This window comes from Dactylosporangium darangshiense (assembly GCF_039537565.1).
Lineage (GTDB): Bacteria > Actinomycetota > Actinomycetes > Mycobacteriales > Micromonosporaceae > Dactylosporangium > Dactylosporangium darangshiense.
The window spans coordinates 44,887-63,440 of the sequence record NZ_BAABAT010000046.1; the positions used below are offsets into that span (position 1 = coordinate 44,887).

The 18,554-nt window shown below is 69.9% G+C and carries 14 protein-coding genes and 4 pseudogenes; 5 read left to right on the forward strand and 13 right to left on the reverse strand.

Going from position 1 to position 18,554, the window contains the following annotated elements; all coding sequences use genetic code 11:
* Nucleotides 1-122: 122 nt before the first annotated feature.
* The 3 genes and pseudogenes from ABD901_RS47095 to ABD901_RS47105 form a co-directional block, all read left to right on the forward strand.
* Nucleotides 123-869, forward strand: a complete 747-nt coding sequence (locus tag ABD901_RS47095; RefSeq protein ID WP_345138445.1) for a polysaccharide deacetylase family protein — start codon at nt 123-125, stop codon at nt 867-869.
* Nucleotides 866-2,083, forward strand: a complete 1,218-nt coding sequence (locus ABD901_RS47100) for a YVTN family beta-propeller repeat protein (protein ID WP_345138448.1) — start codon at nt 866-868, stop codon at nt 2,081-2,083. Before ABD901_RS47095 ends, ABD901_RS47100 begins: the two co-directional genes overlap by 4 nt.
* A gap of 96 nt (nt 2,084-2,179) precedes the next feature.
* Nucleotides 2,180-2,864: pseudogene (locus tag ABD901_RS47105) on the forward strand (IS6 family transposase); the annotation flags it as partial.
* A gap of 186 nt (nt 2,865-3,050) precedes the next feature.
* Here ABD901_RS47105 and ABD901_RS47110 read toward each other — a convergent pair.
* From ABD901_RS47110 to ABD901_RS47120, 3 genes and pseudogenes are all read right to left on the reverse strand, one after another.
* A pseudogene (locus tag ABD901_RS47110) lies at nt 3,051-3,815 on the reverse strand (IS630 family transposase); the annotation flags it as partial.
* A gap of 12 nt (nt 3,816-3,827) precedes the next feature.
* Nucleotides 3,828-3,992, reverse strand: a pseudogene (locus tag ABD901_RS47115) (hypothetical protein); the annotation flags it as partial.
* Between the two features lie 108 nt (nt 3,993-4,100).
* Complete coding sequence (locus ABD901_RS47120) at nt 4,101-5,333, reverse strand: GAF domain-containing sensor histidine kinase (RefSeq protein ID WP_345138451.1); 1,233 nt, start codon at nt 5,331-5,333, stop codon at nt 4,101-4,103.
* Nucleotides 5,334-6,207: 874 nt separating this feature from the next.
* Here ABD901_RS47120 and ABD901_RS47125 point away from each other — a divergent pair.
* On the forward strand, nt 6,208-6,531 hold the full coding sequence (locus ABD901_RS47125; RefSeq protein WP_345138453.1) for an STAS domain-containing protein: 324 nt from the start codon (nt 6,208-6,210) through the stop codon (nt 6,529-6,531).
* A gap of 408 nt (nt 6,532-6,939) precedes the next feature.
* Here the strand turns inward: ABD901_RS47125 and ABD901_RS47130 are convergent, their stop codons facing one another.
* The 10 genes and pseudogenes from ABD901_RS47130 to ABD901_RS47175 form a co-directional block, all read right to left on the reverse strand.
* Complete coding sequence (locus ABD901_RS47130) at nt 6,940-7,512, reverse strand: hypothetical protein (RefSeq protein WP_345138455.1); 573 nt, start codon at nt 7,510-7,512, stop codon at nt 6,940-6,942.
* Nucleotides 7,513-8,057: 545 nt separating this feature from the next.
* Nucleotides 8,058-9,158, reverse strand: coding sequence for a M48 family metallopeptidase (locus ABD901_RS47135; RefSeq protein WP_345138457.1), 1,101 nt, complete (start codon nt 9,156-9,158; stop codon nt 8,058-8,060).
* 615 nt (nt 9,159-9,773) lie between these two features.
* Nucleotides 9,774-10,283, reverse strand: a complete 510-nt coding sequence (locus ABD901_RS47140) for an excalibur calcium-binding domain-containing protein (RefSeq protein WP_345138460.1) — start codon at nt 10,281-10,283, stop codon at nt 9,774-9,776.
* A gap of 183 nt (nt 10,284-10,466) precedes the next feature.
* Nucleotides 10,467-10,880 carry a hypothetical protein gene (locus ABD901_RS47145; RefSeq protein ID WP_345138461.1) on the reverse strand — a complete coding sequence of 138 codons (414 nt, stop codon included), beginning with the start codon at nt 10,878-10,880 and terminating at the stop codon, nt 10,467-10,469.
* Between the two features lie 425 nt (nt 10,881-11,305).
* On the reverse strand, nt 11,306-11,746 hold the full coding sequence (locus tag ABD901_RS47150; RefSeq protein ID WP_345138463.1) for a hypothetical protein: 441 nt from the start codon (nt 11,744-11,746) through the stop codon (nt 11,306-11,308).
* A 562-nt stretch (nt 11,747-12,308) separates the two neighbouring features.
* Complete coding sequence (locus tag ABD901_RS47155) at nt 12,309-12,920, reverse strand: SAM-dependent methyltransferase (protein WP_345138549.1); 612 nt, start codon at nt 12,918-12,920, stop codon at nt 12,309-12,311.
* A gap of 236 nt (nt 12,921-13,156) precedes the next feature.
* Entirely contained in the window at nt 13,157-14,227 is a 1,071-nt protein-coding gene (locus tag ABD901_RS47160) for a GAF domain-containing protein (protein WP_345138465.1), read from the reverse strand.
* Nucleotides 14,228-14,337: 110 nt separating this feature from the next.
* Nucleotides 14,338-14,502: pseudogene (locus ABD901_RS47165) on the reverse strand (type I glutamate--ammonia ligase); the annotation flags it as partial.
* A gap of 444 nt (nt 14,503-14,946) precedes the next feature.
* Complete coding sequence (locus tag ABD901_RS47170; RefSeq protein WP_345138467.1) at nt 14,947-15,594, reverse strand: LuxR C-terminal-related transcriptional regulator; 648 nt, start codon at nt 15,592-15,594, stop codon at nt 14,947-14,949.
* Nucleotides 15,585-17,582: a histidine kinase gene (locus tag ABD901_RS47175; RefSeq protein ID WP_345138469.1), complete on the reverse strand. Its 1,998-nt coding sequence runs from the start codon at nt 17,580-17,582 to the stop codon at nt 15,585-15,587. Before ABD901_RS47175 ends, ABD901_RS47170 begins: the two co-directional genes overlap by 10 nt.
* A 133-nt stretch (nt 17,583-17,715) precedes the next feature.
* On the opposite strand from ABD901_RS47175, the gene ABD901_RS47180 reads away from it, so the two are divergent.
* Nucleotides 17,716-18,396: a DUF4386 family protein gene (locus ABD901_RS47180; RefSeq protein WP_345138471.1), complete on the forward strand. Its 681-nt coding sequence runs from the start codon at nt 17,716-17,718 to the stop codon at nt 18,394-18,396.
* Nucleotides 18,397-18,554 lie beyond the last annotated feature (158 nt).

Consider the following 18,554-nt stretch of genomic DNA (forward strand, 5'->3'; position numbering starts at 1 on the left):
GTCCGAGCGCTGCATCTGCCTACGTCAACCACAGTGACACAGGCTTTGGAACCTCGCAGGCCGCCGTGGTGCTGGTGGCGCTCTTCAGGATTCCCTCAGGTACCGCTGGAAAGGCTGCCGCCATGTACCGTCGGACTCTCCTCCTGGCCGCAGGCGCGGCGGCTCTCGGCGGCTGTGACACCCCGGCTCCCAAGGCCGAGGCCACGCCGTCGCCGCCCGCGGCGCCGGCCGCTTCCCCGACTCCGTCGCCCAGCGTGGCGTCTCGAGCACTGCCCGCGGAGGTGGCCAACGGCCCGCGCGACGTTCCCGCCGTCGCGCTCACCTTCCACGGCCAGGGCGAGCCCGGCGTCGTCGGCGGCCTGCTCGACGCGCTCGCCGCCGCGCACACGAAGGTCACCGTCTTGGCCGTCGGCATCTGGCTGCAGCAGCAGCCGGAACTGGCCAAGCGGGTCCTCGACGACGGTCACGAGCTGGGCAACCACACCCTGCATCACGCCGACATCAAGACCATGTCCGAGGCGCAGGCATTCGCCGAGATCGACGGCTGTGGGACCGCCCTGCGCGCCGTCGGTGGCTCGATCGGCCGCTGGTTCCGCCCGTCGCAAACCCAGCACAGCACCGCGCGGATCCAGGCCCAGGCGGCCCGGGCCGGCTACCCGACGTGCCTGTCCTACGACGTCGACTCGCTGGACTACTCCGACCCTGGGGCCGACGCGATCGTACGCACTACGCTGCAGGGCGTCCGAAACGGCTCGATCATCAGCCTCCACTTCGGCCACGCCGGCACCGTCGCCGCAATGCCGAAGCTCCTTGCCGGCCTGCGCGACCGGGGCCTGCGCCCGGTCACCGCCTCGGAGCTGCTGGCGTGACCGCCCGGCTGCTCGGCGCGCTGCTCGCGGGGGTGCTGCTGCTGGCCGGCTGTTCGAGCGGCACGGCCGGCGGCACGCATCCCGCCGGCCCCGGTGACGACAACGCGCCCGCCAACATGTCGGACATGCCAGGCATGGGCGGCTCACCCGCGGTGTCCGGCCAGGCGAGCACCCGCCCCGGCTCCGGCCTGCCCGGGATGCCGCAGCTGCTCGACCCGCACGACATCTACGCGGCAGACCGGCCCAACGCCTTTGCCGCGGTGGTGAAGAACGACCCCTCGCGCGTGTACGTGCCGAACCTCGGCAGCGACACCGTCACCGTGATCGACCCATCGACGTACAAGGTCATCCAGACCGTGCGCGTCGGCGGCGGCCCGCAGCACGTCGTGCCATCGTGGGACCTGCGCACCCTGTGGGTGAACGACAACACCGGCAACTCGCTCACACCGATCGACCCGGCCACGGGCGCGTTCGGCAAGCCGATCGCGGTCGACGACCCGTACAACCTCTACTTCACCCCCGACGGCCGCTACGCCATGGTAATGTCCGAGGCTCGCCACAAGATCGTCTTCCGCGACCCGCACACGATGGCGATCGTCAACTCGCTCACCGTCGGCTGCTCCGGTGTGAACCACGCCGACTTCTCGCCCGACGGCCGGTACTTCATCGCCACCTGCGAGTTCTCCGGCGACCTGATCAAGGTCGACGTCGAGAAGCAGCAGGTCATCGGCCAGATCCACCTGCCCGGCGACCACCCGATGCCGCAGGACGTCAAGATCGCCCCGGACGGCGGCACCTGGTACGTCGCCGACATGCACACCTCGGGCGTGTGGGTGCTCGACGGCGATCAGTTCAAGGTGCGCACGTTCCTGCCGACCGGCGCCGGCGCGCACGGCCTGTACATCAGCCGCGACTCGAAGTACCTCTACATCGCCAACCGCGGCGAGGGCTCGGTGTCGCTGCTGGAGTTCGCCACCGGCCAGCTCGTGGCAAAGTGGCAGATCCCGGGCGGTGGCAGCCCCGACATGGGCGGCGTCTCGGCCGACGGCACGGTGCTGTGGCTGTCGGGCCGCTACAACAGCGAGGTGTACGCGCTGTCGACCACCGACGGCCACCTCCTGGCCCGGATCAAGGTCGGCACGCAGCCGCACGGCCTGTGTGTATGGCCGCAGCCTGGCCGCTACTCACTCGGCCACACCGGCATCCTGCGGTAGCGCACGGTCTCGAACACATCGGCGCTGTTGCGTTGACCGTGGACAAGATCGACGCAGGCTTGAGTGATGAAGGCCGCTACCCACCAGCGCCCGATGATGCCGCCGAGGTCGGCGTTCGCCGGGTTCCGGTTCCCGGCCGAGGTGATCGTCGTCGCGGTCCGGTGGTATCTGCGCTACGGTCTCTCGTACCGCGACGTGGAGGAGTTGCTGGTCGAGCGTGTTGTCGAGGTCGACCACGTGACCGTCTACCGGTGGGTGCAGCGGTTCACCCCGCTGCTGGCCGATGCCGCCCGATTCGCCCGCCATGCACCAGGTGACAGGTGGCACGTCGACGAGACCTACGTCAAAGTCAACGGAGTCTGGCGGTACGTGTACCGGGCGGTCGACCAGTACGGACAGGTCATCGACGTGCTCGTCTCTGCCCGCCTCGATGCCGACGCCGCTCGGAGGTTCTTCCGCCGGGCGCTGTCCACACTGAAGGTCAAGCCCAGCGAGGTGGTCACCGACGCCGCCGCGATCTACCCTGCCGTCCTCGACGAGCTGATCCCGTCCGCGTGGCACCACGTCGAGCGGTACGTCAACAATCCGATCGAGGCAGATCATGGCCAGCTCAAACCGGTTGAGACCAATGCGCGGGCTGGGGACCGACAAGACAGCGCAGGTGATCATCGCAGGGCACGCCTTCATGCAGAACCTGCGGCGCGGGCACTACGAACTCGCCGTCGACGCCCCGCCGGCAATGCGGGTCGCTACTGCGTTCGCCGAACTCACCCAGCGCGTCCCGGATCCGCATCGCCACATTCCCCCTCGGGAACGACGCGCGCGCGACCTGCACCGTCAACGCCGGAGTCTCCGGCCACGGCAATGGCTCCATCGACATACCCACATGCGATCACACCCACCTACCGCGCCACCACCACAACCCAGCCCGGAATCAGACCATTGCGAGAAAGCCAGCAGGGTCGATGAATGGGCGTGGATTGCTGTTCCAGTCGGTGATCCACGCCCGGATGTCGGCCTCCAGGGCCTGAACGCTCTTGTGGACGCCGCGGCGGATCTTCTGCTCGCTGAGGTAGCCGAACCAGCGTTCGACCTGGTTGATCCAGGATGAGCCGGTTGGGGTGAAGTGCATGTGGAAGCGGGGATGGCGGGCCAGCCAGGCGCGGATGTCTGGGGTGTTGTGGGTGCCGTGGTTGTCGCAGATCAGGTGCACGTCCAGCTCGGCCGGCACCGTCTTGTCGATCGTGACCAGGAACTTCTTGAACTCGGTGGCGCGGTGCTGGCGGTGCAGCTGGCCGATCACGGTGCCGTCGGCGACGTTGAACGCGGCGAACAGACTGGTGACGCCGTTGCGGCGTGGTCGTGGGTACGCCGCTCGGGCATGCCCGGCATCATCGGCAGCACGGGCTGGGACCGCTCCAGGGCCTGAATCTGGGACTTTTCGTCCACACACAGCACCACGGCCCGTTCGGGCGGATTGTGGTACAGGCCGACGACGTCGACGACCTTCTCGATGAACTGCGGGTCGGTCGACAGCTTGAACGTGTCCGCCCGATGCGGTTTGAGGCCGAAGTCCCGCCAGATCCGCCCGACCGTGGACTTCGACAGCCCGGACCGCTCGGCCATTGACTTGCGCGACCAGTGGGTGGCGTCACCGGGGTGTCTGCTCCAGGGTGGTGACCACGACCTGTTCGATCTGGTCCAGGCGGATTGACGGCGGCCGGCCGGGCTGTCCGGCCCAGACGGCGACGGTCATGCATCCTGCACTGTGCGCGACGAGGATCACTAGCTCGTCATCTGCGCTGATCGAAAAGTGCAGCGCGGCGACCCGTTCGGCCGCGACGTAGGGCGGACCTGGCGGCTCAGGCGCCCATTGGAACTCCGGATAGTCCCTGACCCAACTACGCGACCAGTGGTCGGGGAAAGGGACCCCCGACCGGCACGACCAGGTACCGCGTCATGCCGGCGAGGGTAACGCGCTCGTCACTCTCGCTCATGCCGCCTTTGACGCGCGGCTTCAGATCAGCTGGCGGGACAAGCCGGCGCCGGTGAGCGGGATCTCTGCTCGCAGGGTGGTCCCCGCACCGCTGGGGCTGTCGAGGGACATCCGGCCGCCGAGCGCCTCCACGCGGTCTTTGAGGCCGACGAGACCGGTGCCGCGGGTGAAGTCGGCGCCGCCGACGCCGTCGTCGCGAACCGAGATGCGCAGGACGTCGTCGACGGTGTCGACGGCGACCGTGGCGGCGGAGGCGTGTGCATGCTTGGTGGCGTTGGTCAGCGCCTCGGCGACGACGTAGTAGGCACTGACCTCGACCCCCTCTGGCAGCCGCCCTTCCGTGCGCACCTCGAGGTCGACGGGGACTGGCGAGCGGCGGGCCAGCGTGCGCATGGCCGAGCCGAGATCGCCCCCGGCCAGCGTCGGAGGGTGGATGCCGCGCGCGATCTCGCGCAGCTCGTCCAGCGCACCGGTCAGCCCGGCGGTGACGCGGTCCAGCTCGGCTGCGAGCTCGCCAAGCTCGGGCGGCACCGCCGTCTGTGCCGCGCGCAGCTGCAGCGCCAGTGAGACGAGTCGTTGCTGAGCCCCGTCGTGGAGGTCACGCTCGATGCGCCGGCGCGTGTTGTCGGTGGCGGCGACGATGCTCGCGCGCGACTGCGCCAGTTTGGTCTGCGCCTCGGCGTTCGCGATCGCCGTCGCCACGAGCTCGCTGAAGTCGACCAGCCGTTGCTCGGTGTCCGGGGGGAACCGTTCGTGCCGCGACGCGACGCAGATCGCGCCCCAGAGATGGCCCTCGACCACGATCGGAGCGTCGACCACGCTGCGGATTGCCTCCACCCGGACTTTCTCGGGCACGTTCGCCGACGTCGAGTCGTCCACGTCGAGGCGGGCAGTGCGGCCGGTCTGCCGAACCGACGTGAGGAAGGGATCGTGGTGCAGCTCGCTGCGCGTTCCCGGTTCGAGGCGCCTAAGCCCGTGGCCTCCCATCAAGGTCGCCTGGTCATCCGGCTCGAACCTCTTGATCATCGTGACGTCGGCGTGGAAGAGCGCACCAACCTCCTCGGCCACCGCGGCGAACATGAGATCCGGCCCCACCCCACGAGCGACGAGCGTCGCCACGCGCCGCAGCGCGGCCTGCTCTTCGGCGATCCGGTGCTGCTCCTCGCGTGGTTCAGCGTTCGTGACCGCGGTCCGTTCGCCCGCAGTCGAATCGTCTCGTCGCGAGCCGCCGGCCCGCCGCCTCGGTGTGCTCACACACATGAGACTAGCTCTTTTCCGTACATATCGGTACACATCCGCCTGCGCCCCAGCAAGGCCCGACGCGCCACCTCCCGCACGAGCCCATGGCCACTCGCTCGACGGCGGGCATGTCGGCCGTGACCGTCGCCTCATCCACCCTCGCGAGGACCTCAAATCCTGCCCGGTCCGACGCAGCACCGGTCACCGCGCAACCTCCTCAATCAGGACCACGCCGCCGATTCGAGGCGCAGCCCACCCGCCAAGAGATGCCGGCCCACCGCCACCGGCGCCGGCATCACCTCCACCGCACCAAGCCCAGCCGCCGCAGCGGCCTGGCGTAGCAGCGGCACCTGCCGCGGCCCCACCCGGCCGTCACCGCCCCCGGTACGCTGCCCGCCACCGCGACCGCAGCGCACGCGATCTCCTGGAGCGGCCTGCGCAGTCCCGTCACCGTCCGCGGCACACCGCCGGCGCAGATAAGGCTCGTCACCTGGTCGCGCCGGTTGCACCCGTGATCGTCAGGGAAAGGGGCCGCATTCGTACCCGGGTATGCGGTTCTGCCGATAGGCGCTGTAACAGGGATTAGTCCAGCATCGCTCCTCTTTGCGACAACGCACACCGATCGCACAAGCCGGGCAACCCCACCCGGCCGATCCCCTCCCACGTAAGGACCCGATGTCACTCACCGTTCCCGCATGTCGCACCTCCGACCGGGCGCCTGCGGCATCGACTTCTCCGCGCAGGAGCAGCACACCTTTAGCCTCGGCCGACTCCGATCTCGAGTGCTACGACCACAACACTGGCGGCTATCACGCCCACGGCTCCACTGAGTGCGCCACTGTTGCCGGCGGTCACGACGTGACCCGCGACGCGGGCGTGCTGTAGCGCGATGGCGGTGGAACTAACCCTGCATATGCACGGCCGCATCGGGGGCAGCACGGTCATCGTCGCCCGCGGCGACCTCGACTTCGCCGCGACCGACCGGTTCTTGGTATGTGTCGAGCGGGCCCTGCAGCCGCCGCCCGGCACCCTGTACCTCAACCTGCAGCTGGTGACCTTCATCGACTCCAGCGGGGTGGGCGCGCTGGTCGCCGCACGCAAACAGGCCGAACGGGCCGGCTCCCGGCTCGTGCTGGAGAACCTGTCCGACGTGCTGCGGCGGACTCTGCGCACCGCAGGAGTGCGCGACTCCCTCGGCCTGCCACCGGAGTAGGCCAGGCCGCTTCGAGACATCTCCGATTGGGAACTTGGCGCCGGGCTCGTTGTCGCCGGTGCCGCGAGCCGCAGCGCTCGGGGCAGAGGCGGCCGGCTCAGCTGCTCACGATGCTCGCCCGAGTGTCTATCTGCCCCAGCACCTGGATTGGTCCGGTCCCGCAATGACCCTGGTCGGCGAACATACAGCCGAGGCCCACATCAGCCACCCGATGGCCAAGCTCGACCTGCGCGACCGCATCCCCGCCGTCAACCACCGGCGTGGTGGAGGCGCCCGCACCTCACCGGCCGGCGACCGGATCGACCGAGGTCTGATCCGGATCGGCGTGGGGACGAGCGTTGCGGTGACATGGCCGGGGACCGCCGGGTTCGGACGGCGGTCCCCGGCCATGTCAGCCTTCCTTGAGTGTTACCAGCGGCTCGGGGCGCTCGCCGAGGTGGGGTACCGGACGGTCTGCTCGGGTTCGGTGTCCCCGTTCGCAGGGGTCAGGCCGAGCCAGTCGGTGCCCAGCGGCCGGTCCGAATCCGTCGTGGTCTCGGCCGCCGCGGCTTCGGGGCGCGGCCAGCGCCGCCAGCGCTGCACGCTGAACGCACCGACCAGCAGCAGCACACCCAGCACCATCGCCGTACCGGTTCGTAGCGGCACCGCTAGGTCGACGTGCCGGTCCGCTACCCAAAAATCGTGGGCGAACAGTTTCGCCGTCTGCGACGGCGCGATGAGCAACATCGTGTAGCTCAATGTGTACACGACGCCGATCACCACCGCTCCCAGCGGGGACAACCGGAGCGTGCCGAGGACGCCCAGCAGTAGCCCGGCCACGGCCAGCAGTAGCACTGGCGTCACGAAATCGCCAGCGTGCAGGGCGCTGCTGTGACCGGCGCCGGGAAACGCTCTGGCGGACCGATCCAGTCCGACGGCCAGCAGGACCCAAGCCAGTGGCGCGACGACGATCGCGACGATCAGGGTTCGGATGTGGCGCATGGTTGGCACCTACTGATTTCCGGGCGCCGACATACGCCGGTCGCCTTCGACTCGCGGCGGGACACCGCGTTCCGGTCGAGTGTTGGAGACGCTACTCAACGTCCATCCTCCCCAGGTTTGTGTCGGTTCACGAAGACAAGGAGCGTTTGAACGTCTCGTACCGTCACACCGCATCGATGCTTCCGGGCTTTGTGTCAACGCCCCGCTCCGTCCCGGTCCGGTTTTGCAGAGGGCTCAGTAGCCGTCGATCGCTAGGGCCGCGCCGACGGGCTTTTCCAACAACAGCCCGCTACACGGGTCCACCGAGCCGGTCACGCAACGCCGCGTGAGGGCGATGGTGCGTTCTCGACGGTTGGGCGCTGCGGCTGTACGCGTCGGCAGGGTGGAACGTGACCTGGCCGCGGACGTTGACCCGCATTCGGTGCCGGGGCACGGATCTTGCGAAGGTCAGAATTACCCTGCGAGTTGCTCGTCAGCGGTCCACGTCTCAAAGCGTCCATCGATGGCCGACACCGTAGCCCGGGCACTGCGCGTGGTCACCCCGCTCAGCCGGCCCTAAGGTCGCCAACCATCCGGCGGTAGACCGGCTCCAGCTCGGCGTCAGTGCCAGACGAGTCCAGGTCGAGCTCGCCCGGCTCCTCCGGGGGCAACGCCGCCACCCGCTGGCCGAGCGAGGGCGGGTACTCGCCCGCGCCACCGTCGCCGCCGGCCGGCGCCACGGGGTGGGCGGCGCGGATCTCGGCGGCGAGCGCCGGCCAGGCCGCCACGAGCGGCAGCACCGGCGCCCGGCGCTGCGCCCAGGCGGCCGCGCCCGCGTGGTCGCCGGCCCTGGCGTCGCGGCGAAGCACGGTGACGATCGACGGCGTCAGCCACCGGGTGAGGAGTACCTCGGCAACCGCCGCCGAGCCAGCGACCCGCGCCGCAGTGGCGTCGGCGGCGTGTACGGCCCGGATCGCGTCCGGGCGCAGCAGCGCGAGATAGGCGCGGCGCAGCAGCGCCAGCGCGCCGCGCAGCACCCACGTGACCGGAAACAGCAGCAGCTCGACGATCCAGACCAGCGACTGGTCCCCACCAACCGGGCCGCCGACCCGAGTGGACATCGCGGCGAGGACCGCCGGGTCCTGCAACGCGCGCAGCGACTTGTCGCGCTGCGGCTCCAGGAGGCTCTCCAGCTCGGCGAGACTGTGATCCACCCACCCGGTTACGGGCGAGCGGCTCGGGTCGCCCGGGGCAAAGCGGCCCAGCTCCAGCGCGAGCAGCGCCACGCGCCCTCGCGCGTCGAGGGACGCCCAGAGCGGTGCGCCGACAACGAGGTACCGCCGACGCAGCAACCCGGCAACGCCGCTGGCGGCGTCGAAACGATCGTCGGCGGCCACGACCCGCGGCCGGCGTACACCGAGCCCGGCGCAGACCCGCTCAACGACGGCGTACAGTTCGGGCGCCTCGACGCGGGAGAGCCGCACAGCATGCTTCGGCATGGCCGGCGGACGCGGCATCGTCAACCCGCCGAGCGCGAGCAACACGACGCCGGGCAGCAGCCAGACAGCAGGGAAGTCTCGTGTGCACAGCCATGCGCCGAGCGCCAGGCATCCGATGGACAGCACATGCACGATCGCGGCCACGGCGTACGCCAGAATGCGCCTCACACCAGTCAGTGTGCCCTGTACCGTGCCGCAGTTCGATGCGGGCCTATCCAATCGAGGGCTCAGGCGCTGGCCGGCCTGGAGCTTATGCTGCGTCCCGGCAACGACTGGTACGACACCTGGATCGACGGCGACGAGGACGGCGAGGGCGCCCGCACGGCCCACGCGATCGCCGCAGTCCTGCGCTCGTCCTCGGGTTAGTTGCGAGGTTCATCGCCGTACCCGAGGACGCAACGGCGATCCGGTCGGCGTCTGGGCGCAGGCAGACCTCGCGGGTGACGGCAAACAGTTGGCTCTTGCCTACCGGACCTCGCCGGCATCGAGGTGGGTCCCGAGCTGACGAGTACACGATCCGGCCCCTCGCCTGGTGGGACCCGACCTCACGAACAAACGGGCCCGATACTCGCCGACAAAGCCAATCGGCGTTCGTCCGCGGCCGTAGATGCTTCCCCCAATAGGCGGGCGATTACTGCCCCGCGGGCGGCCAGGGTTGTTGCCGAAGGATGGCCAGATGCGTCCCCGCTGATCGGTCTCGGCACTGCGCAACGTGAGGTGGTCGCGGACGCTGACGCGTATCCGGTGCCGGCGCATGGGCTGGCGGTGCTGCACAGCGCGGGGTTACCTGCTCTTGTCGTGCTTGTCGCAGGCGACCCCGTCGTGGTTGGTGTCGAGTTCGCTGCGGTAGCCGGGTTCGCCCAGGACGATCGGTGCGGCACCGGCGGCTCGGGCTTCGCCGCAGTTCCGGTAGTAGACCGCCGGCAGTGATGGCGACGTCGGAGCTGTGGCGGTGGTCGGGGTACTGGCCGGCTCTGACGCGTCGGGTGTGCCCGGTCCAGCTGCAGTGCTTGCGGAATTCGTGGCACCGGGGACGGCCGGATCAGGTTGGCCAGGCCAGGTACCAGTGCTGGCCGACGACGGTGGCGGCGCGATGGCGGGCACCGCGGCGCCGCCGTGGGACAGCGTCGGCCGCGCCGACCCGAAGATCACAGTACCGAGGCCGCCGGAACAGAGCACGGCCGTAAGAGCGATGGCCGCCAAGAGCAGCCCGCTCGGCCGCCGCAGCTCCGATGCAGGCTTCGCCACAATCTCCTGGGCGGGGTTTTCCTGGGTCGGGGTCAAGTCATCCACGATGGTGCTCCCTGCAGCTCTGATGCTGGCCCGGCCGGCGGCGGTGGAGGTCGATGACGGTGTTGGCCAGGGCACACGAGCATTGACAGACGCAGACAGGCCCATCCTCGCGGATGCGGCAACGGTGCGCCGACGATCCGCCGGGAACTCGTTCAGATTCGCTGGCTACCGGCGTGGTCACTGCTACGTCTCGGACCGCACGCTGCTTGCGGTGATCTTCTCGGCGAGGTTGTTGAGCGGTCCACAGGCCTTGTTCGGGTTGGCGAAGGTGAGACAGTCCTGTGCCTGGCGGGCCAGGTCGCGCAGGTGCTGGGCCAGTGCCGCGTCGACTCGCCCGGCGGTGGCTTCCTCGGCCAGCGTGGCCTGGAACTGCTGCAGGACGGCCGCACGGGCATGCGTCGCCGAGGCAGCCGAGGTGCCGCTGCCCGCCGCACCGATTGAGATTCTGGCAGTAGGCTGCGGCGGGCCGGCGGTGTCGCGTTGTTCGGTGGTGACGGGACACCGCGGCCGACGCCGCCTGCCGGTACCTGCCGGCTTCACGGTTCGGCCGGGGTGCTCAGGGCGCCGCCTGGTCGGAACCTCGGCCAGGGGCAGCACGTCGCGGCCCGGTCCGGCCTGGGCCATGGCGACGGTGAGCGCGGCGCCCGACGCACACGGCCACCCGCAGGACCACCAACCACCGGACCGTTCCGGTAGGCCACAGGTAGGCGATGGAAAGGTGCCGCGTAGCGGCGTTGGCGTACACGGCCCGGAACGCCGTAACAACCTCCTCCTCACCGGCCAGCTCGTCCGGGTTGCCAGGAGCACTGGCCTGGTCGAGCAGCTCGCCCAAGGCCCGCACGTGGTCGGGCAGGTCCCAGTCATGCTCACGGTCGTGGTCTCGCTCGTCCCCGCGGTTGTCACTTCGGTTGTATTGGCGAACAAAGGCGCTGAGCAGCCATTCGGCTTCGTCGGGGGTCGGGTGACCGTGGTTGGCGGTCTGCACCAGGTGTCCTCCCTCATGCGGGTACGCAGCCGGTCGGTCAGCCAGCGGAAGCCACGGCGGGCGGCGGTGCGGCCGGCCGCGAGACGCTTGCCGACCACGGCGGCAGCAACACGTGTCCAGGGCGAGCACGACGCGGAGCAGCACCGCCTCCGCCTCGGTCCCTGGGCTGTGAGGAGATGAGTCGCGCCGCGGCGACAATGCCGATTCGGTCGGCGGCCAGCACGGTCGTGTCGGCCGTGTCGGCAATGCCGTCGAGATGCTCGGGCGAGATGGCGGTGGCGGGTGGCGGCGCACCTGCCGCAGCTCCGTATATGGCCCGGAACGCGTCCTCGTCGCCGCCTTCCGCCTCGGCCAGCAGGGTGGGAAAACGGTCCTCGAGCACGGCGACGTCATGCGGTCCGCGGGCCGATGAGCTGACTGCCAGAACCCGCGGCGGTCGGGCGAACAGCCGGGATCCGCTCACGCCGACCAGCGCCACCTACCGGCGGGGTCGCTCGCACGAGCCGCGGGCACCATCGCCGTCTGTCCGGGCAGGGACCGCCTGCCAGGGCACGGTCCCGGCGTCGTGTGGGTCATGAGCCTGCTCCCTGCGCTGAAAGGACGTCCCTGTCGAGGGTCCGGCCGGCAGGTGCGAGGTGGAGGCCCGTGTCGAGCCGCACAGCTGCGCGGGGGCCAACCACAATGCGGCGACTCGTCCACGGGGGCGCGCATACCGGCCGGACATCTCAAACAGCGCCAAAGGGGGCGAACCTGTTACCGCACTGGATCCAGTCGTCCGGCTATCAGCTCATCGCCGCTGGTCCCGGCTCAGTCCAGCCGGCTGCCCGACCTGTGTCGTCGCCGCACCACAGTCGTGGTGGGCAGCTCCGCCGGATCCGGCGGCTGCGCCGCGCCCGCCGCATCATGCTGGCGGTGTTGTCGCGGCTGTTGCCCCGCCCTCGCAGGTCAGTGTTCATCGTGACCCCGGCGACGCTGCTTCGTTGGCATACATCCTCCGCCTCGGTGATGCGAGGGCCCGCCTGCTGCGTTGTGCCGGCCCGTCAGATCCGGGCGACACCCGCCCACGACATGGCGAACGCAGCGTCGGCCTCGGGCTGCGGGTCGTGGTCGGGTCGCCACTCGACGGTGGAGCACAACCCGGGGTCGAGCAGCGTGCCCCCGCAGCGGAAACGGGCGACTTGGTGGTGCTGGCGCGGCCGGAAGGTGCCATGACCGGTGCCGGGGTCGGTGAACGGGGCGAGCCGTTGGACGGTCTCGGTCTCGAGCAGATCGAACGTGGCGTGCGAGATCGCGACGTAGCTGCCGGCCGGGAGTGCATCGATGAGGTCGGCGACGACGACGTACGGGTCGTCAGTGTTGTCGAGGAAGTGCAGCACGGCGATGAGGAGGAGCCCGACAGGCTGGGTGAGGTCGATCGTGTGGGTCAGCGCCGGGGCGGTCAGGATCTGTCTGGGCTGGCGCAGGTCTGCGTCGACGTACGCGACGGCGCCCTGCGGCGTGCTGGTCATCAGCGCACGCGCGTGGGCGAGGACGATGGGGTCGTTGTCGACATAGACGACCCGCGACTCGGCCGCGATGCCCTGCGCGATCTCGTGGACGTTGGGGCTGGTCGGGATGCCGGTGCCGATGTCGAGGAAACCTCGCCAAGGCAGACCCGCGGCTCGGGCTCTACACCTCGCTCACCGCGGCCAGGGCTGAGAAGCGCAAGGAGCTGCGCACCAGCGCGATCGCCAAGGTGCTGCGCCGCAAGATCCGGGCCGCGATCGACCCGACCACGGCCGACATCGCAGCGCAGCGTGCGGTACGCCTGGGTCATCACCGAGTCCTCCACTCCCATCCCTGTGACCTCTACGGTCGTGCAGCTTGCGCCGGCGGGCCGTCGAAGAACTCAGGCCGCCGGGAACTGCAAGGCGATCAGGACGTCGGTCGAACCCCGGATGTCCGAGGTGCTGGCCGTGGTGGCGCCGTGCGCCCGCAGGATCTCGGCGACCGCGTGCGGCACCGGTTCGTCCGATGTCCGCGTGCCGCTCAGGTCGGCGCACCACATCGGCGGGCCCGACCCGGCGGGCTGGCGGAGCTCGATCGTCGGCGACGGTGAGTTCACCACACGCACCGCGACGCGCCCGCCCGCCGGGGTGGCCTTGAGCGCGGTGAAGCTGACGTAGTCGACCGCCTGGTACAGCCGGGCCGGATCGGCGCGGACCCAAGCCGGATCGGTGCGAGCCAAGGTGATCACGGTCTTGCGGTCATCGCCGATCGCGCGCAGGTGGTGGATGCGGTCCTCGGTGATGTACGCGAGGTCGAGGGTGCGCAACTGCGGCCGGGCGTCGAGCGTCTCGGTTACCGCCTGCCTGCGCAGCTCCAGCAGATCGGTTACTTCCCCGGCCAGGGTTCGAAGGGCGCGCATCTGCTCGACGTTGAGCCGATGCGGTTTGTAGTCGAGCACGCACAACGTGCCGAGCGCGGCGCCTTCGCTGGTCAGCAGGGGAGCGCCGGCGTAGAAGCGGATGTGGGGGTCCCCCTGCACGATCGGGTTTTCGGCGAACCGGCCGTCGGCGGTGGTGTCCGGTATGACCATCAGATCCCGGCCCATGATCGCGTACGAGCAGAACGCTATCTCGCGCGGCGCCTCCCTCACCCCGATGGGGCCGCACTGCGCCTTGAACCACCACCGATCGGTGTCGACCATGGTAACCAGCGAGATCGGGGCGCCGCAGATCTCCGAGGCGATCTGGACGATATCGTCGAAGTCGGTCTCCGGTGGCGAGTCGAGCACCGCCATCGCGTGCAGCGCGGACACCCGGTCCGCTTCGTTGTGGGGAATCGGTATCGGCATCGCCATCTCCGACGCGCGCGCTTCCAACGTCAACCCAACGCTATCTCCCTGTCTCGCCTCTGCCGACCGGTGACGGTTCCGGACAGCATGCGGAGCGCGGGACCTCAGGCCGGACCGGCTCATGCTCGGTCCGCCCGGCCTCGACCTGGATCTGGCCAGCAGCCTGGTAGCCGGGTGGCCCGCCCCCGGAGGACCGGGAGCGAGCCGCTGCGGTGGAGCAGGGACGCGCAGGATCACACGTCGTAGTACATGGCGAACTCGTGCGGGGTAGGCCGCAGCCGGACCGGGTCGACCTCGTTGGCGCGCTTGTACGAGATCCAGGTGTCCACCAGGTCCTGGGTGAACACGCCGCCCTCGAGCAGGAAGCCGTGGTCGCCCTCGAGGGTGTTGAGAACCTCGTCGCGCGGACGTCGCAGCGCCCTCTGACACTGCCGCACACACCTGAAACGCTCGCTGCGGTCCCCGGCCACCCGGCCGGCGACCGCAACCGTTTCAGCCGGGCCGCAGCCACGTCACGATCACCGACATACCCACTACCCAAGCAACGCCGATCCCGAGCGACCATCGCCGCGCCCGAACCCGCACGGACCGGGAGCCAAACCGACGATGCGCGGCGAGTTCGAGACCGATGCCGAGCAGGAAATCCGGAACCCACGCACCTTGAGACGGCCTAGATGTACGGCGAACGCCGGGGCCGCGGCGGCGCATGGTTACAGCCCGTTGTGATGATCAAGCACCTACCGGTCGCCAGACGCACTGACATGCTTGAGCGCGCACCGCATGCTTCGCCGACGCCTCCTGGCGGGACCGGGCGTGGCGACGTTTCTGTGTACGGCCGTGTTTCAGCTTGATTCGAGCCAGCCCAGGACGGCCAGTACGCGGCGATTGTCGTCCGGTTGGCTGTGCAGGTCGAGCTTGGTGAAGATGCTGGCAATGTGGCCCTCGACCGTTTTCAGGGTCAGGAACAGCTGGCGGCCGATCGCGCCGTTGGAACGGCCCTGGGCCATCAACTCGACGACTTCACGTTCCCGATCGGTGAGTGCGAGGTATCGGGTGCGGGTTGTCGCCTGGCCGAGCAGGTAGCTGATCACGGTCGGGTCGAGCACGGTGCCTCCGGCGGCTACGCTGTGCAGCGCGTCGACGAGTGTGCTGACGCCTGCGACCCGGTCCTTGAGCAGATATCCGAACCCTTCGGGGTGCGCTCGGGCGAGCGTAGCGACGTACCGCGTCTCCATCGACTGCGACAGCAGCAGGATTGCGAGGGTCGGCTGTCGTTCACGCAAGCGGATGGCGGCCCGCGCACCCTCGTGGGTGAATGTCGGCGGCATTCGGATGTCGATGATTGCGGCGTCCGGCGGATCTTGTTCGACAGCCTGCTCGAGCGCTGCCGCGTCGCCGACCATGGCGGTCACCTCGATCTGCGCCTCCGCGAGGATACGAGCCAGTCCTTCCCGGAGCAGGACGGAGTCGTCCGCGATGATCACGCGCATGGCAGCTCCGCATCAACACGGGTGCCACCTGCGTGGTCGCTCTCGATGCACAGGAGACCGCCGAGCGCCTCGGCGCGGTCGGCGATGCCACGCAGACCGGTGCCGGTCGGGTCGGCTCCGCCCCGGCCGTCGTCGCGTACGCAAATGTGCAGGCGCCCGGCCCGCGACGCGACCGTGACGCCGATCGCCGACGGGCTCGCGTGCTTGACCGCATTGGCGATCGCCTCACACGCGATGAACCACGCCGTTGTCTCGACCTCGGCCGGGAAGCGCTCCTCGGTCACGGCGAGCGTGACCGGGATCGGGCTGCGCGAGGCCAGGTCGTCCAGCGCGCCCGCGAGTCCGCCGCTGGACAACGCGCTCGGGTGCAGACCGTTGGCCAGCTCACGGAGCTCGGCGACAGCGCCCTGGATCTCCCCGATCCCGTGCTGCACGGTCTGCTGCAGCCGGGCCGGGTCGCCGTTGGCGTGTGCGGCGCGCAGTTGCAGCGCGAGCGCCAGCAGCCGCTGTTGGGCGCCGTCGTGCAGGTTGCGTTCGATGCGCTGACGTTCCGCCACCTGCGAGGTCGCGATGCGTGCCCGCGACTCCTGTACCTCCACCAGGCGCAGGGCGAGGTCTGCGCGGAGGCGGGCGTTGTCCAGCTCTGCCGTCGCCTCGGCAGCGGCAGCCTCGACCAGGCTCCGCTCGACCCGGGCCACGTCGAACGCCACCCGAGCGACCGGGCGGCCGTGCCGGTCGACTGCCACGCTTTCGGCTGCCGGCTCGACCGGCTGACCCTCGCCAGTGACCCATGTCTGGCGGCTGTCCACCCAGTACGCGACCGTCACCGTGTCGTCGTTCAGCGCCTGACGCAGGACATCCTGCACGGTGACCCCGGAGACGGGATCGCGCACGAAGCGGCGTATGACGGCGAGCGCCTCGAACCGCCGGCGGTTGAACCGTCGGTCCACCGACTCCTGGATGTGTCGGTACGACGGCGCGGCCACGGCCACCGCCGCAAGCGTCGCGGCGACGGCGGCGCCGCGCGAGCTGCCGGCCAAGCCGCCCAGCGTGCGGCCGACGGCGTACAGAACGGCCAGATAGGACGCGGCGAGCAGCGCCGACATGACCACGTACGTCACGGCGCGACTGACGATGCGATCGACGTCGTAGAGACGGTATTGCGCCACGGACAGGCCGGCGGCGACCGGCAGCACCACGACGAAGCCGCCGGCGGCGATGTTCAGCCCGACGATGTTGCCGGTATAGGAGAACACGAAGGTGACCGCGACGAGGACGGGCACCAGTACCGCGGCGAGCGCCATCCACCACAGCCGCCGCCGCTCGTCGCCGGCCGACCGGCGCCACCGCGCGACAAGCGACGCGCCGCCAGCCAGGACACCGAGGCCGGTCAGCCAACCGGCGACCCGGGTCGGTCCGGCGAGTACCCCACCGACCGACGGCACCGCCAACGGGTTGGTCAACTGCTGCAGCGGCTCGTTCATGTGGCCGGGGCGCACCAGCCCCAGCGCCCACCACAAGGCGCCACTCGCGACGAGCATCACGGCGGCGTACCGCCATCCGGTGGACACCGCGCGACCGGTGGGCGTCAGGTGCAGCACCAGACCGACGATCACGATCCACCAGATGAAGCTGACGTCGGCGCCCTCGCCGACGAGCACCGCCGCCGGCAGGCTGCCGGGACGGGCCAGCGCACCGTACGCGGCGTAGCTCGTCGCCACCCCGCCCAGCGCGAGGATGTCACCCAACGCCAGGAACAGCCAACCGACCGGGTTGCGCCCGCCCCGGGTGATCAGCGCGGCGCCCACCGTCACCGCGCTGAAGATCGCCAATACGTAGACCGCCGCGCTGCCGTCGTGCAGCCCACGGAGGTCGCGGCGACCGAGGCCGACCAGCGCGTGGTCCACCAGCAGGGACGTGACCAGGGCCGCAGGCGCCAGCAGCCAACCGGCCCACACCGTCAACCCGACCAGACGCCGCCGAACCATGCCCGGAGCATGACAGTTGCGGCGTCGGCTGACGAGAGGGAAAACCCTGCCGCACGTCCGGGGCATTCTCGCTGGTCCGGTCCCTTCCGGCGAGCGGATCGTCAACCTCACCAACAACCGGAGAAGAGGAGCCATGACCACCAAGCCCCGGATCCCCGTGATCGCCGGCGCCAGCCTCATCGCGGCGCCGCTGGTCCTGCTCGTCGCCCGCACCCTCAACGTCCCGTGGCCGGGCGACAGCGGCGTCGTCAAGGTCGGCCGGTACGTGCAACAGATCGCTGACGATCCGGTCCGCTCCGACCTCGGCGCCGCGCTGGTCCTGCTCGGCGCCGTCCTGCTCCTGCCCGCCGTGCTCTACCTCGGCGCGGTGGCTCGCACCCGAACGCGGCGACTCGGCGCGGTCGCCATGGCGTTGACGGTGGTCGGCTGCGTCGGCATCGCGAACGTCGGCGCCGTCTCAGCGATCGACCGGAAGATCGTCCAACACAGCCCGACACCGGTCGCGGTCGAGGTGATCCGCCAGTACGACGCAAACAACCCGATCGTCGACATGCCGATCCTGCTGGGCGTGCTCGGGTTCATCCTGCTCGCGGTCTGCCTGTTCCGCAGCCGCCGCGTGCCGCGCGTGGCCGCAATTCTCATTGGGCTCGGCGGCGCCGCAACGACAATCACCTCCCAAGGACCGATCCGGCCGCTGCTCCTCACGGCCGCGGGCATCCTCCTCATCGGGCAAGGCTGGCTGGTCGTCGCAGCTCGCCCGACCGCCGACCCGCAAGCCTCCGAACCACCGGCCGCGGTAGCCGCCCACCGATAGCGCAACGACACAATGCCGCCACCGCTGGAACGAAGGATCCGGCGGTGGGGCGCACCAACATCCCGCACTCGCACTAAGTAGCCGGCGATCGAGCGCACTGGGCCTCGTTAGTCGTGACGGTCGGTGACCGGTCACGGCACGGGCCGACTTCCTCAACT